The 13,174-nt window shown below is 69.2% G+C and carries 15 protein-coding genes; 6 read left to right on the plus strand and 9 right to left on the minus strand.

The features are described from left to right. Positions 1-59 precede the first annotated feature (59 nt). Positions 60-1,028: an aldose 1-epimerase family protein gene (locus MTE01_RS10580; protein ID WP_141377379.1), complete on the minus strand. Its 969-nt coding sequence runs from the start codon at positions 1,026-1,028 to the stop codon at positions 60-62. A gap of 115 nt (positions 1,029-1,143) precedes the next feature. Beyond that, positions 1,144-1,314 carry a CsbD family protein gene (locus MTE01_RS10585; RefSeq protein WP_103210933.1) on the minus strand — a complete coding sequence of 57 codons (171 nt, stop codon included), beginning with the start codon at positions 1,312-1,314 and terminating at the stop codon, positions 1,144-1,146. Positions 1,315-1,466: 152 nt separating this feature from the next. Between MTE01_RS10585 and MTE01_RS10590 the strand changes: the two genes are divergently transcribed. The 4 genes from MTE01_RS10590 to MTE01_RS10605 all read left to right on the plus strand — a co-directional run bounded on the left by MTE01_RS10590 (position 1,467) and on the right by MTE01_RS10605 (position 5,275). Then, on the plus strand, positions 1,467-2,774 hold the full coding sequence (locus MTE01_RS10590) for a D-alanyl-D-alanine carboxypeptidase family protein (RefSeq protein WP_174799683.1): 1,308 nt from the start codon (positions 1,467-1,469) through the stop codon (positions 2,772-2,774). A 155-nt stretch (positions 2,775-2,929) separates the two neighbouring features. Next, on the plus strand, positions 2,930-3,598 hold the full coding sequence (locus tag MTE01_RS10595) for a hypothetical protein (protein ID WP_141377383.1): 669 nt from the start codon (positions 2,930-2,932) through the stop codon (positions 3,596-3,598). Between the two features lie 92 nt (positions 3,599-3,690). Beyond that, a complete protein-coding gene (locus MTE01_RS10600) occupies positions 3,691-4,311 on the plus strand; it encodes a hypothetical protein (protein WP_103210936.1) in 621 nt (206 codons plus the stop codon). 25 nt (positions 4,312-4,336) lie between these two features. Further along, entirely contained in the window at positions 4,337-5,275 is a 939-nt protein-coding gene (locus MTE01_RS10605; protein WP_141377385.1) for an ADP-ribosylglycohydrolase family protein, read from the plus strand. A 7-nt stretch (positions 5,276-5,282) separates the two neighbouring features. Here MTE01_RS10605 and MTE01_RS10610 read toward each other — a convergent pair whose 3' ends face one another. The 5 genes from MTE01_RS10610 to MTE01_RS10630 form a co-directional block, all read right to left on the minus strand. Further along, entirely contained in the window at positions 5,283-6,104 is an 822-nt protein-coding gene (locus MTE01_RS10610; protein ID WP_141377387.1) for a hypothetical protein, read from the minus strand. 148 nt (positions 6,105-6,252) lie between these two features. Continuing rightward, positions 6,253-6,588 carry an immunity protein CdiI family protein gene (locus MTE01_RS10615; RefSeq protein ID WP_141377389.1) on the minus strand — a complete coding sequence of 112 codons (336 nt, stop codon included), beginning with the start codon at positions 6,586-6,588 and terminating at the stop codon, positions 6,253-6,255. 116 nt (positions 6,589-6,704) lie between these two features. Continuing rightward, positions 6,705-7,160 (minus strand): DUF4279 domain-containing protein, encoded by a 456-nt coding sequence (locus MTE01_RS10620; protein ID WP_141377391.1) that lies wholly within the window; start codon positions 7,158-7,160, stop codon positions 6,705-6,707. A gap of 176 nt (positions 7,161-7,336) precedes the next feature. Further along, positions 7,337-8,410, minus strand: a complete 1,074-nt coding sequence (ychF, locus tag MTE01_RS10625) for a redox-regulated ATPase YchF (protein ID WP_103210940.1) — start codon at positions 8,408-8,410, stop codon at positions 7,337-7,339. Between the two features lie 40 nt (positions 8,411-8,450). Continuing rightward, complete coding sequence (locus tag MTE01_RS10630) at positions 8,451-9,200, minus strand: class I SAM-dependent methyltransferase (RefSeq protein ID WP_141377393.1); 750 nt, start codon at positions 9,198-9,200, stop codon at positions 8,451-8,453. A 260-nt stretch (positions 9,201-9,460) separates the two neighbouring features. On the opposite strand from MTE01_RS10630, the gene MTE01_RS10635 reads away from it, so the two are divergent. Then, positions 9,461-10,054, plus strand: a complete 594-nt coding sequence (locus MTE01_RS10635; protein ID WP_103210984.1) for a 3'-5' exonuclease — start codon at positions 9,461-9,463, stop codon at positions 10,052-10,054. A 54-nt stretch (positions 10,055-10,108) separates the two neighbouring features. Next, positions 10,109-11,440, plus strand: a complete 1,332-nt coding sequence (locus tag MTE01_RS10640) for a DNA recombination protein RmuC (protein ID WP_141377395.1) — start codon at positions 10,109-10,111, stop codon at positions 11,438-11,440. A 115-nt stretch (positions 11,441-11,555) separates the two neighbouring features. On the opposite strand, the gene MTE01_RS10645 is transcribed toward MTE01_RS10640, so the two are convergent. Both MTE01_RS10645 and glpX read right to left on the minus strand, forming a co-directional pair. Further along, positions 11,556-11,765 (minus strand): UDP-N-acetylmuramyl pentapeptide phosphotransferase, encoded by a 210-nt coding sequence (locus MTE01_RS10645; protein ID WP_103210943.1) that lies wholly within the window; start codon positions 11,763-11,765, stop codon positions 11,556-11,558. 369 nt (positions 11,766-12,134) lie between these two features. Continuing rightward, complete coding sequence (gene glpX / locus MTE01_RS10650; protein ID WP_116240044.1) at positions 12,135-13,124, minus strand: class II fructose-bisphosphatase; 990 nt, start codon at positions 13,122-13,124, stop codon at positions 12,135-12,137. Positions 13,125-13,174: the final 50 nt, after the last annotated feature.

Consider the following 13,174-nt stretch of genomic DNA (forward strand, 5'->3'; position numbering starts at 1 on the left):
CGGTTAAACCAAGAACCGCCCCGGATTTTCCTCGGGGCGGTTCTTCGTGTTCGGGAGACTCAGCGGGCCGAGATCGTCCACCCGGCCTCGTGCGAGGCGCCGGGGTCGAGCGAGACGACACCCGTGTCGAAGTCGTACGCGTCGTCGTTGAACGCGTCGGGCGCGCAGGTCATCGGCTCGACGGCGAGGCCGGCGCGGTGACCCGGCGTCCCCGGGCCGTCCGGCAGGTCGGCCGTGTGGATCTGCACCCACGCGCATTCCCCCGCCCAGCTCATGGCCACACCGCTGCCCCAAGGATCGGTGAGCGTGACGGTCGCGCGACCGTCGGCATCCCGGATCAGCCCCGTGTAGGCGTGGTCGATCTCGACGGTGCCCAGCACCCGCTCCTCGCGGAAGTCGAAGCGCTCCGCGTCGGAGGTGACGGATGCCAGCGCCACCGGCGCGAGCCGGTCCGGCGTGACCTCGAGCACGGTGTCGGCCGGAAGCCCGAGCGTCCACTCGTCGAGCGTCGCGGGACCGGCGACGAGATACGGGTGGGGGCCCGTACCCCAGGGCGCCGGTGTGTCCGACAGGTTCGTGGCGCGAACAGTCTGCGTGAGGCCGGCGGCATCCAGGCGATACGTGGTCGAGACGACCAGCCACCAGGGGTATCCGGCCTGCGCGGTGATGGTCGCGGTGAGAGTGACCGCGTCATCGGCTGCCTCGAGCACGTTCCAGTCCACCCACGACAGCAGTCCGTGCAGCGCGTGGCCGCGATTCGGCTCGGTCAACGGCAGCTGGTGCTCGAGACCGTCGAAGCGGTGGATGCCGTCGACCACACGGTTCGGCCAGGGGGCGAGCGTCGTGCCGCGGTAAGCGGGGCGTAACTCGTCGGCGTCGAAGGGGACGACGAGGTCGCGGCCCTCGTGCGTCAATGATCGGAGGGTGGCGCCGACGCTCGCGATCGCGGCTTCGTAGCCGTGGGCGCGCAGGACGACGGGGGTGCCCGAGACCACGGTGGGGGTCTCGGTGGGAACGGCAGCGGTCATGTCGCCATTATCCCGGCCGCGGCCCCGCCACCCCGGCATCCCCTCCGCCGGATTTCACCCGAACCGACGAAATGCCCCGACCCGCGAGGGGTCGAGGCATTCCGGGGAGGGCGACTTATTTGAAGGCGTCCTTGACGTCTTCGCCGGCCTTCTTGACGTGAGCCTTGGTCTGGTCGGCCTGGCCCTCGGCTTCGAGGCGCTCGTTGTCCGTCGCCTTGCCGGTGGCTTCCTTCGCCTTGCCAGCAATGTTCTCCGCAGCGTTCTTGATCTTGTCGTCGAGTCCCATAGTCGGCTCCTCCCGTTGTGGTCTTCGGGTATCTCCCGATGTGCATTCACGCTAGGCGGCGGTTCCCGAGGGGGCAGGGGGCTTGAAATCCACGTCGCCGTGAGGCACGGATGCGAATAGGTTCGTGACGTGGGGAACTGGGGGGACATCTCGTGAGCACGCTTGCCGATTTCGACGACCTTCTCGAGGAAGCGCCCGACGGGCCCGTGCGCAACGGTCGAGCGGGTCGCGTCGCCCTGATCGTCTTCCTCGTCATCACGTTCATCGTGCTCGGCGGAGGCGGCGGGTACGTCTGGTGGGCGTCCGCAGCGGCGCTGCCCGCCCCGACCGTCACCTCGCAGACACCGACCGCGAACGCCGGGGCGCCGGCATCCATCGCTCTCCCTTCCGGCGGCGAGACGCTGCTGCGAGTCGACGGGGGTGCCGATTACCTGGGTCCCGACGCCGCTCAGTCGTTCGCGGCAGCGGGCGGGAACGACGCGCGCTCGCTCGCGAGCATCTCGAAGCTCATCACCGCCCTCGTCGTCCTCGACGCCCACCCTCTGATCGGCCCGACAGATCCCGGGCCGACCATCTCGTACACCGAGGCCGACACCGACCTCTACGACCAGTTCTACGTGCAGGGCGCGGTCATCGCGCCGATGCCCGATGGCCTGAAGCTGTCGCTTCACGACTCGCTCACGACGATGCTCCTCCCCTCGGCCGCCAACTACGCGGTGGCCATCGCCCGGTGGGGCTTCGGCTCCGAGGGGGCCTACGTCTCTGCGGCCCGCTCGTGGCTCGGCAAGAACGGGCTGAACGACACACGCATCGTGGATGCCACCGGCATCGACTCCCGCAATGCCAGCACCCCGAGCGATCTGCTGGCACTCGCGAAGATCGCGGAGGCGAACCCGGTCATCGCACAGATCGCCAATACCCGTTCGGCGCAGATCACCGGCGCCGGAACCGTCACGAATACCAACGACCTGCTGGGCACGCTCGGGGTCACCGGGCTCAAGACCGGCAACCTCGGCGACGGGACCTTCAACCTCCTCTTCACCTCGACGCTCGACGTGCGGATCGGCGCTCCCCTGAAGATCACGGGCGTGCGGCTCGGCGGCGAGACCCACGACAGCACCGATGCGGACGTCCGAAACCTCCTCCAGAGCATCAGCGACGGCTTCCACGACATCCCCCTGGGCACCGTCGGCGACACCCTCGGCACGATCTCGACGCCGTGGGGATCGAGCGCCTCCCTCGTGCTCGCGCAGACCACGAAGCTCCGCACCTGGTCCGACACCCCCGTGGCGGTGACTCTCGACACGACGACGCCCCAGAACTACACCGACGGCGAAGTGGTCGGTTCGGTCACCTGGACCGCGGGACCGAAGACGACCTCCGCCGACGTCAAGATCTCGGGCGCGATCGAGGAACCCACCCTGTGGTGGCGCCTGACGCACCCGAGCGAGCTGGGCTGAGCGGCCGAGGACGCGCCCGTTGAGCGGGGCCGCGCATCACGGACGCACCCGTTTGTGGAGCACGCATGACATGGATGCCGACACCCCGCGCTCACGCCGAGCAGCTGCGTCCTCGGTACGTTGATGGCGAACGGCCCCGACGGTAGCGTTCGAGGATGCGCCGGACGATTCCCCTCCTGACGATCGCGGTGGCTGCCGCCCTCGGGCTCAGCGCCTGCGTCCCGCAGCCCGCCCCGGAACCGACGACGACCGACGCGGCCACCCCGTCCTTCACGCCGACGGTGAAGCCCACCGCGACGGTGTCTCCCTCCGCCGATGCCTCAGCCCCGGCGAGCGACGCCGTGCTGATCGTTCAGCTCGACGGCGCCTCCATCGCCGCGGGTTCGACGCTCGAGTACTCGCTCGCCGCGGTCGACGCGTGGACGGCCGCGCTGGGCATCGCACCGACCCGGTCGGCGGTGGAAGGCCCGTACGGCGGCGATTCCGAGCTCACCGCCCTCGAGTGGCCGGGTTTCACGCTGACCGTGCCGAACGACGGGTCGACACGCGGCGCCTCCGTTCGCGTCTCCTCGCCCACGGTCGCCGGCCACCCCGTGGTCACCAGCGGTGGCATCGGTGTCGGCTCGACCCGAGCCGAGGCCGTCGCGGCGGGCGCCACGGAGGGATTCGACTCCACCGAACTGCGGCTGGACACGCGAGACGCACCCGGGACGCAGTCGTTGCAGCGGCCGGGTGAGCTCGGCCGGCAGTACGTGATGCTCGTCCTCGACGGCGACTCCATCGTCCAGATCATCCTGCCGGCGAACGACTACAGCGATATCTGATGATTTCCCGCGTCGAACGACGCGTGGACTCTGCCGGGTGAACATCAGCATTTCCTTCTCCCGTCGCTGCGCCTCGCTCTAACGTGAACAGCATGTCGTCACTCCACCTCGAACCCGGAACCATCGCCGATTGGGTCGCAGCCCTCGCCGCCGTCTTGGGGTGCATCTTGAGCATTTTCGCGCTCCGCGTAGCCCTCGCCGCGAACAAAACCGCAGATGAGACGCGTCAAGCGGCTGTTGTCGCGGCGCGCGATTCTGCCACGCGCGAAGCGCAGCGAGACGAGGTCGACCGTGCACGCGATCGGCGCCAGTTGGCCGGCAGCGTCGCCTCGTGGTGGGCAGCCGACCGAGAAGAGAACGGCCGCAGATATGGGGTTGTGGTCTCGAACCAGAGCCCCACGTCCGCCGTGTTCTACGACGTTGAGGTGCAGGTGGCGGGACCAGGCGGCGCGACCCACACCATCCGCATGAAGGTGTTGCCGCCGGGCCAGTTCTTCGTTCAGAAGAAGGGCCTTGCACAGCAGTCTTCCTGGGACGGTATCCCCCTGCCGGTGCGCGAGGCAGACGTTCTCGACCCCTTCACCGTCGCCGGTGATCGCTCCATCACCGTGCTGGAGTACGCCGACGGCCTCGGTACGAGGTGGCAATGGACCCCCGGCGCCGGTCTCGCAGAACTCGCCTCACCCGGACGCAGCACGACGCCGGCCTCCTGAGCGCATCCCCTCCTAGGCTGACCTCATGACCAGCCTCTCCCCCGCCCAGGTCGATCGCGCTGTCGGCGCCGTGCTCGTCTCCGCCGCGGGCGACGCCCTGGGCTCGGCGTACGAGTTCGGTCCCGCGCTCGCCGACGACGTCGTCCCCGCCTTCGGCCGCGGCCACTTCGGCCACGGCGAGCGCGAGTGGACCGACGACACGAGCATGGCCGTGCCGATCCTCGACGAGCTCGCCGCCGGGCACCGACTCGAAGACCCGTCGTCGCTCGAGACCATCGTCCGACGCTGGCAGGAGTGGGCGCGCGACGCCCTCGACGTCGGAGCGCAGACGCGCCAGGTCCTGTCCCGCATCCCCGTCGGCGGACGAATGAATGCCATCACCGCGGCATCCCGTGCCGTGCACGACGCATCGGGTCGCAGCGGAGGCAACGGCTCGCTCATGCGCACCGGACCCCTGGCCCTCGGCTACCTCGAGCGTCCCCGCGCGGAGATGGCCGCGGCGGCCGGAGCCGTCGCCCGCCTGACCCACTGGGAGGACGACAATCTCGACGCGTGCGCCCTGTGGTGCGGGGCCGTCCGCCACGGCATCCTGACGGGAGAGCTCGACATGCGCGCGCAGCTCGACCTCGTGCCCGCCGAGCGCCGGGATCACTGGGCCGACCTGATCGAGGCGACCGAGGGCCGCCATCCGCGGGACTTCCAGCAGGCGAACGGCTGGATCGTACGGGCGTTCCAGGGTGCACTTTCGGCGGTTGCCGGTGCGGCCTCGCCTCTAGACGCGATCGAGCGTGCCGTCCGTGGAGGAAACGACACTGACACCGTCGCCGCGATCGCCGGTTCGCTGGCGGGTGCGGTCTGGGGCGCCGAGGCGCTGCCGCCCTCGCACGCCGAAGGGCTTCATGGGTGGCCGGGCATCGACGGCTCCGAGCTCGCGCGTCGGGCGCGGGAGGCCGTGGGGGCCTGACGTCGCCTCAGAGCGAGGTCGCCACGCTGAACACCGTGATCAGGATCCCCACCGGAACGAGCACGGCAGCCGCGGCGATCCCGATCCCGATCCACACCCAGCGCGACAGGCTGCGCTTCAGCCGGCGCCCCTCGGGACCGACGGATGCCGACAGCCCCGGCGCCGCGCGATCGTCGCTATACCCGTCGGTCTGGGTCCACGCTTTCCGGCCCACCGTGGCCCGAATGCGGGCGAAGCGCTCCCAGACCGCGGGGTCGTGCAGGTCGAAGCCACCCGGGCGGTAGACGATGAGCATGTCGTCGCGCACCTCGACGTCGAGATCGCCTGTCTCGTCGATCAACAGACCCATGAGGTCGGGCGTGAAGACGTACAGGGCGTCGCGCTCGTACCCTCTCGGTGCGAAGAGATGGAAGTGCGTGTCGAAGTCGCCCTCGAGCGAGAGTCGCTGCTTGCGCTGCGGTCGGTGCTGGAGCGACGACAGGATGCCGTCGTTGCTCCGCGCATCGAGCACGAAGTGCGGCAGCTGTCTGGGCAACCGGATCGCCAGGTAGCCGAGGTTGATGCTCTTCACCGGCACGTTCACCGACACGCTCGTCCGAATCGTGACGATCCCGCTCTGGCGGACGTTCTCGGCCTTCCTCGCCCCGCCGACGATCCGGCCGGCCTCCCACCCCGGCCCGGTGATGCGGTCCTGGACATTGCCCGCCGTGGCGTACTCCCACATGTCACCCGAGAGCGCGGGAGGCTCCGCGGTGGCCTCGTAGGTCCAGCCATTCGTTGCGGCGAAGGAGGCGAGGTCTTCGATGCGGGCGGGCTCGGGGGTGGTCACGTGCCCGACCCTAGTGGTCAGTCATTGACCACGGGCCCTTAGCGTGGGGGTGGCGGGGCAACGACCACTTCTGTGCATCGTCCCCGTCCGTCGTGAACACCGAAGGCTGCGCAGGGCTACTCCCTCGGTCGCGTTATCGCATCGGAGGTCACTGACCGTCGTCTCCGAGCGGCCACGGCTCGTACTGCACGTCGGCGAACTCCGCGACTTCCGCTCGCAGACGCCTCGCGATCTCCACACCGCCTTCTCGCCAGGCGTCGCGCGCGGACTCGCTCTTCCACCCGTCGACGGGATCGTACTGGGCTTCCCACAGCGTGTTCCACTCGCCGAGCGCATCCGTCAGCGCGGTGGAAAGCCCGTACATCGCGGGGGTCGTCGTGTACCCGGCGTCCCAGGTGGGCGTCGAATCCTCCCAGAGCGGCCAGTCGCGCGAGTAATCCGGAAAGAGACGGACGACACGACGAGCTGGGGGAATGTTCGTCACGGCGCCGAGGCCCAGCGACCCGCCAGAACGGAAACTGCGGGGGGACGGCACCGCTGAACGTGAACGCGACTCGGATGATCGCTGCTCACCCCGAGCCGTGACGACGGGGAGGTGCCTCACGGCCCCTCACCCCTCTCCATGTCCTCCCTGAGGAAGGCCGTGCCATAGACGTGACACCCGAGGACACTCAGTGCGTCGAGCAGGTCGGGCTCGAGAACAAATCCCCCCTGCGTGCTGTCGGAGTCTCCCGACCACCAGATGACGGTTTCTCCGCCGTCGCGGAGCTCGGCCAGCCGGTCCTTGACGGGCAGCACGCGTTCCACCAGCTTCCTCAGGGCTGAGAACCCGGTCTCGTCCTCCCCCTCCGCTTCCGGCGATTTCTCGTGAAGACTCCAGAATGTGCGCTGATACGTGAGATGTTGCGGCTTGATGTTCCGGCCGGCGCGCCCGGACGGAGTGAGATCGCCGACATCGCCGGTGCTTTCCGGTTCGATCCCCAGCATGTGGCTGATCTGCGCCACCGTGTACGTGTCGCTGTGCACGCTCAGGGATGCTCGGTTGTTCCGGATCATGGGCGCAACGTTATCGCGCCGGCCGACTGCGCATTCACCCCGTCGCCGCCGTCCGCCCGCGAGTCACGGCCCTACGGCTGTCACAGCGGCGGGGCACGTGCGCGAAGCGCGGTACGGACAGGTCGCGGCGTGCGGGGCGGCCCGGACTAGCTCTGCGCCGCGCCTTCACGGGCGGTTCAATTGTTGAAGCGGAACTCCACCACGTCGCCGTCTTGCATGACGTAGTCCTTGCCCTCGAGGCGTGCCTTGCCCTTCGCGCGGGCCTCGGCGACCGAGCCGAGTTCGACGAGGTCGTCGAACGAGATGACCTCGGCCTTGATGAAGCCCTTCTCGAAGTCGGTGTGGATGACACCAGCGGCCTGCGGCGCCTTCGCGCCCTGCGGGATTGTCCAGGCACGCGCTTCCTTGGGACCTGCGGTGAGGTAGGTCTGCAGGCCCAGTGTGTCGAACCCGATGCGGGCGAGCTGGTCGAGGCCCGACTCGTCCTGTCCGGTCGACGCGAGCAGCTCGGCCGCGTCCTCAGGGTCGAGGTCGATGAGTTCCGACTCGATCTTCGCGTCGAGGAACACGGCCTTGGCGGGCGCGACCAGCGCGGCGAGCTCGTCCTTACGGGCCTGGTCGGTGAGGACGGCCTCGTCGACGTTGAAGACGAAGATGAACGGCTTCGCGGTAAGCAGTCCCAGCTCGCGGATCGGCGAGAGGTCGATTCCGGATGCCGACAGCAGCACGCCGCGCTGAAGGGCGTCTTGCGCGGCCTTCGCGGCTTCGAGCACCGAGGGGTCGAGCTTCTTGCCCTTAACCTCTTTCTCGTACCGGGTGATGGCCTTCTCGAGCGTTTGGAGGTCGGCGAGCTGCAGCTCGGCGTTGATGGTCTCCATGTCGTTGGCCGGGTTGACCGAACCGTCGACGTGGACCACGTCGTCGTCGGCGAATCCGCGAACGACCTGGGCGATGGCATCCGCTTCACGGATGTTCGCGAGGAACTGGTTGCCGAGGCCCTCGCCCTCGCTGGCCCCGCGGACGATGCCCGCGATGTCGACGAACGACACCGCAGCGGGCACGAGCCGCTCGCTGCCGAACACGTCAGCGAGCTTCTGCAGGCGCACATCGGGAAGGTTCACGACCCCGACGTTCGGCTCGATGGTGGCGAACGGGTAGTTCGCCGCGAGCACCGAGTTCTTGGTCAGAGCGTTGAAGAGGGTCGACTTTCCGACGTTGGGAAGGCCGACGATTCCGATGGTAAGAGCCACGGGAGTCCAGGTTACCCGGCCTGGAGCCCGGTCACCCGCGTCACGGCCGCCGCGCGCGGAACGCGTGGGTCACGTACGGCAACGCGACCGACCCTCCGTCGGCGAGTTCGGGAACGGATGCCACGACCCCGTCGACCGCGGCCTCGATGCCCGCGCGCTTCTCGGGGCTGGCCGTGATGATGTCGCTTCGCGAGACGACGAGGTCGCGCAGTTGCGGCAGAGTGATCCGCCTCTCCCACGACCATTCACGGTGCTCGAGCTCGCCGTAGGGCTCGGCGACGCGCGGACCGGTCGTGGCGAGGAGGACCTCGGCGTTCGACCCGCCCATGGCCGCGGTGAGCCGCCGCACCCAGTCGACCCGGTCGTCGCGGATGTTCCAGATGAGCCCGAGCACTCCCCCGCTGCGAAGCACGCGCGCGGTCTCGAGCGAGGCCGGCTCGACGTCGACCCAGTGCCAGGCCTGGCCCATGACGACGGCGTCCAGGCCAGAATCGGGCAGGGGCAGGTTCTCGGCCATCCCGACGAACGTGGGCACACCCCGCGCGTTCTCTCGCAGGCTCGCGAGCATGTCGGCATCCGGATCGACCGCCACCACGTCGGCGCCGAGCTCGACGACAGCGCGGGTGAGCTTGCCCGTCCCCGCTCCGACATCGGCGACGCGCAACGCGCGACCGGGCTCCCGCACGGGGTCGAGGAGCCAGGCCACGGCGCCGGACGGATACCCCGGACGCCCGGATTCGTAGGCGGAGGCCGCCTGCCCGAACGAGGTCGACTTCTCGCGATCGGTCATGCCCACGACCCTACGCCGCCCCTCCGACACCCTCCGTTGAATCGGGGCAGCGGGACGCGCACGGCCCTCCGTCGTCGACCCGCCCCGCGGAGTCGGAGTGCGACCCGCCGTCGGTGGATTCCGGAAGCCGGCGGGCCGTCGACGACCTCCGCTCGACGGCACGTGTGGGTCGCCTCGGGGGCGAGCAGATACCAGGGCTGTACGACCCCGCCCCGGCGCGCCTCCTCCGCAACGCGGCGGTCCCGGCACAGGGTGGAGTCGTGGCTCTGGACTTCACCGCGATCGATTTCGAGACGGCGAATTCCAGCGGTGCGTCCGCGTGCGCGGTGGGTCTGGCCCGTGTTCGCGACGGCCGCGTGGTCGCCACAGCGGCCTGGCTCATCAAGCCGCCGGCGGGTCACGACCACTTCGCTCCCATCAACGTCGGGATCCATGGCATCCAGTCTTCCGATGTCGTGAACGCGCCCGGCTGGTCGGCGCAGCTCGCGCGTCTCACCTCCTTTGCGGGAGCGGACGTCCTGGTCGCGCACAACGCCGGTTTCGATATGTCGGTGCTGCGCCGCGCGTGCGCCGCGACCGGCGACGACTGCCCGCCCTACCGTTACCTGTGCAGCGTGCAGATGTCGCGTAAGACCTACACGCTCGACTCGTACCGCCTTCCGCTCGTCGCCGCCGAGGCCGGATGCTCTCCCTTCGCGCACCACGATGCTCTCGCCGATGCGGTGGCCTGTGCCGAGATCACGATCGACTGCGCCCGCCGCGCCGGTGTCGACGACGTGCACGCCCTCGCCGCCCACCTCGGCGTGCGGGTCTCGCAGATCGTCGCCGAGCCCGCCGAGCGCGCGGTCGCCTGAGTCGCGTCGGCCCGTCTTTCCGCGGATGTCGGACGTCTGGTGCAAGCTGACCCCATGGATGCCATCGCCCTCCTCTTCGTGATCCTCGCCCTCGCTCTCGGCGTCGGCGGCGGGTGGTTCACAGGGTCCTCGCGCGCCGCAGCTCGCAACGCCGTCGAGCACCAGGCCCTCGGGGCGCGGGTCGCCGCAGCCGAGACCGCGCGCGCGGGAGTGCAGGCGCAGCTCGATCATCAGGTGTCGCTGTACCGCGAACTGGTGGGGCAATCGCGCGCCGATCAAGCAGCCCGCGAAGAGCGCGAGCGACGAGAGCAGACCGTCCTGCGCGCCCTCGACCCGGTGCGCGAGACGCTCGACGCCATGCAGCGCAAGGTCGACGGTCTCGAGCGCGATCGCGTCGAGCAGTACTCCGCACTCGGCGAGCAGTTGCGCCTGTCCCGCGAAGCCGACGAGGCTCTGCGTGCCACCACGGAGTCTCTGGCCTCGGCCATGCGTTCGGGAACCACGCGCGGCGTCTGGGGCGAGACGCAACTACGGCGGGTCGTCGAAGCCGCCGGGCTCACGCGCTACGTCGACTTCGACCTGCAGACCGCGATCTCGAGCGACGCCGGAGCCGGTCGCCCCGATATGGTCGTGCGGCTCCCCGGCGGTAAGTCCCTGGCGGTGGATGCCAAGACCCCCCTCGACGCGTACCTGCAGGCGAGCGCCATCCCGGTGACGGCGCACGGCGACGACGGGGCCCGTCGGGCAGCACTCCTGACCAAACACGCCCGCGCGGTGCGCGCCCATGTCGACGCGCTGGCGAAGAAGGCGTACTGGGCGGGCCTCACCACGAGCCCGGAGTTCGTCGTGTGCTTCCTCCCGAGCGAGTCGCTGCTGGCCTCGGCCCTCGACGAAGATCCGACCCTGCTCGACTACGCCTTCACCCGTCGCGTCGCCCTCGCTTCCCCCGTGAACCTCTGGGCGGTGCTCAAGACCGTCGCCTTCACATGGACGCAGCAAGACGTCTCCGACGAAGCGCGCACGCTCTTCGCTCTGGGCACCGAACTCTACGAGCGCATCGGCAAGCTTGCTGAACACGCCAACGACCTGCGCCGAGCGATCGAGAAGACTGTCGACAGCTACAACCGATTCGCCGGGTCGCTGGAGTCGCGCGTGCTCGTCACGGCGCGGAAGTTCCCCGGTATCGACGAGACGAAGCTCGACGCGGTCGCCGCTCCCGTCGCGCTCGAGGCAGCTCCGCGTCGGTGGACCGCACCGGAGATGATCGAGGATCTCGAGGGAACCGGCGAGGTCACGCAATCACCGGTCGACGAAGACGGGGCGACCACGAGGGCCGATCTGGGTGACATCCGTCAGCGAGCAGGGCTCTCCGACGCCGGGTCGTGAGCGTCCGCCGCGTCGCGCGAAAGTGCTCGCGCGCGTCGGGGCGCCATACCAGGTGGGAGGGGTCGAGAAGCGGATGTCGCAGGTCGAACACTCGGCGACGGAACAGGAAGAAGGCTCAGGCCCCGCCGGGAACCCAGCTCAACAGGCTCACCACGGCCGCCGAGACGGCGACGAACGCCCCGACCATCCACCACGCGCTGACCTCGTGGCCCTCGTCGCGGCGCACGCGCAGCAGAACATCGGGACGACGCGCGGGGTCGACCGCGCTGGCGATGACCGCCTGTGCACCTGTCTGAGGTGCGGTGTGATTCGTCGGAGCTGCCATGGACGATCCCCCTTCGGGTCTCGGAAGTACACAGCGTCGCCGTTGACACTGCGTTCGATTCTGCCAGACACGGCCTCCGGGGCCGGTCACGCTTGCGTCACGACACGCCCGGCTGTATCTGCACATCGCGGGATTCTCGCCGCGTCGCGGTTCCCCCGGGCGCCGGAGCGCACTGGATCGCCGGGACCTCGCCCTACCGCCGAGACCGCATTCCGCTGACACGACAGTTGCGACCTTCAACCGATTTGTCAGCGAGGCGCAGTCTCGCGATCAGAGGCGTCCCAGACAGGAAGCCTGACGTCAACGCAACGACGTCAACGCAATGACGTCAGCGCAATGACATCGACCCCGAAGCGTCAGCCCGGAGCGTCACAGCCATTTCGACGTCAAGTGCTCCGACGAGATGCGGCGCAGGGTGCCCGAGGCGCCGCGAAGCACGACGCTCTCCGTGTACAGGAAGTCACCCTCGCGGCGAACACCCTGGACGAGCTGTCCGTCGGTCACGCCGGTCGCGACGAAGATCGTGTTCTTGCCCTTCACCAAGCCATCGGCCTCGTACACCTCGCCGTCGACCTGGAGTCCGGCATCTCGGCCCTTCTCCTTCTCGTCGTCGTTGCGCGGGGCAAGGACGCCCTGGATGTGCCCGCCGAGAGCCTTGATGGCGCACGCGGTCACGATGCCCTCGGGGCTTCCGCCGACGCCGACGCACATGTCGGTGCGAGCGTTGTGACGAGCGGCGTTGATGCCACCGGCGACGTCGCCGTCGCTCATGAGGCGGGTTCCCGCGCCGGCCTCGCGGATCTCGGCGATGAGCTTCTCGTGGCGCGGCCGATTCAGCACCGACACGACGATCTCATCGACGGGCTTGCCCAGCGCCTTCGCGAGCAAGCGGATGTTCTCGGCGATCGGGAGGCGGATGTCGACGACGCCGACACCGGCGGGGCCCGTGACGAGCTTGTCCATGTAGAAGACGCTCGACGCGTCGAGCATGGTGCCCTGGTCCGACACGGCGATGACCGAGAGGGCGTTCTGGCGGCCTGCGGCGGTCAGCGAGGTGCCATCGATGGGGTCGACGGCCACGTCGCACTGCGGCCCACGGCCGCTGCCGACGCGCTCACCGTTGTAGAGCATGGGCGCGTTGTCCTTCTCGCCCTCGCCGATCACGATCGTGCCGTCGAAGTTGACGGTGCTGAAGAACGCGCGCATCGCGTCGACGGCTGCACCGTCGGCGGCCTCTTTGTCGCCCCGGCCGATGAAGGGAACGGCGCGGATGGACGCCGCCTCGGTCGCTCTCACCAGCTCGAGCGCCAGGTTGCGGTCGGGGTGCAAAGGGCTCATGTCGGCAGTCAGGCTCACCATGCGGCCACTGTATCCAGCGAAGCGTGGACAATCGCCGGTTTTGACCGGAT

This window comes from Microbacterium testaceum (assembly GCF_006539145.1).
In the GTDB taxonomy this organism is placed as follows: Bacteria; Actinomycetota; Actinomycetes; order Actinomycetales; family Microbacteriaceae; genus Microbacterium; species Microbacterium testaceum.

Bases quoted from the DNA above. Each gene is read 5' to 3' on its own strand.
- MTE01_RS10585 (WP_103210933.1), bottom strand. From the start codon at position 1,314: ATGGGACTCGACGACAAGATCAAGAACGCTGCGGAGAACATTGCTGGC.
- MTE01_RS10640 (WP_141377395.1), top strand. From the start codon at position 10,109: ATGGATGCCATCGCCCTCCTCTTCGTGATCCTCGCCCTCGCTCTCGGC.
- MTE01_RS10630 (WP_141377393.1), bottom strand. From the start codon at position 9,200: ATGACCGATCGCGAGAAGTCGACCTCGTTCGGGCAGGCGGCCTCCGCC.
- MTE01_RS10595 (WP_141377383.1), top strand. From the start codon at position 2,930: ATGCGCCGGACGATTCCCCTCCTGACGATCGCGGTGGCTGCCGCCCTC.
- MTE01_RS10620 (WP_141377391.1), bottom strand. From the start codon at position 7,160: ATGATCCGGAACAACCGAGCATCCCTGAGCGTGCACAGCGACACGTAC.
- glpX (WP_116240044.1), bottom strand. From the start codon at position 13,124: ATGGTGAGCCTGACTGCCGACATGAGCCCTTTGCACCCCGACCGCAAC.
- MTE01_RS10580 (WP_141377379.1), bottom strand. From the start codon at position 1,028: ATGACCGCTGCCGTTCCCACCGAGACCCCCACCGTGGTCTCGGGCACC.
- MTE01_RS10605 (WP_141377385.1), top strand. From the start codon at position 4,337: ATGACCAGCCTCTCCCCCGCCCAGGTCGATCGCGCTGTCGGCGCCGTG.
- MTE01_RS10645 (WP_103210943.1), bottom strand. From the start codon at position 11,765: ATGGCAGCTCCGACGAATCACACCGCACCTCAGACAGGTGCACAGGCG.
- MTE01_RS10600 (WP_103210936.1), top strand. From the start codon at position 3,691: ATGTCGTCACTCCACCTCGAACCCGGAACCATCGCCGATTGGGTCGCA.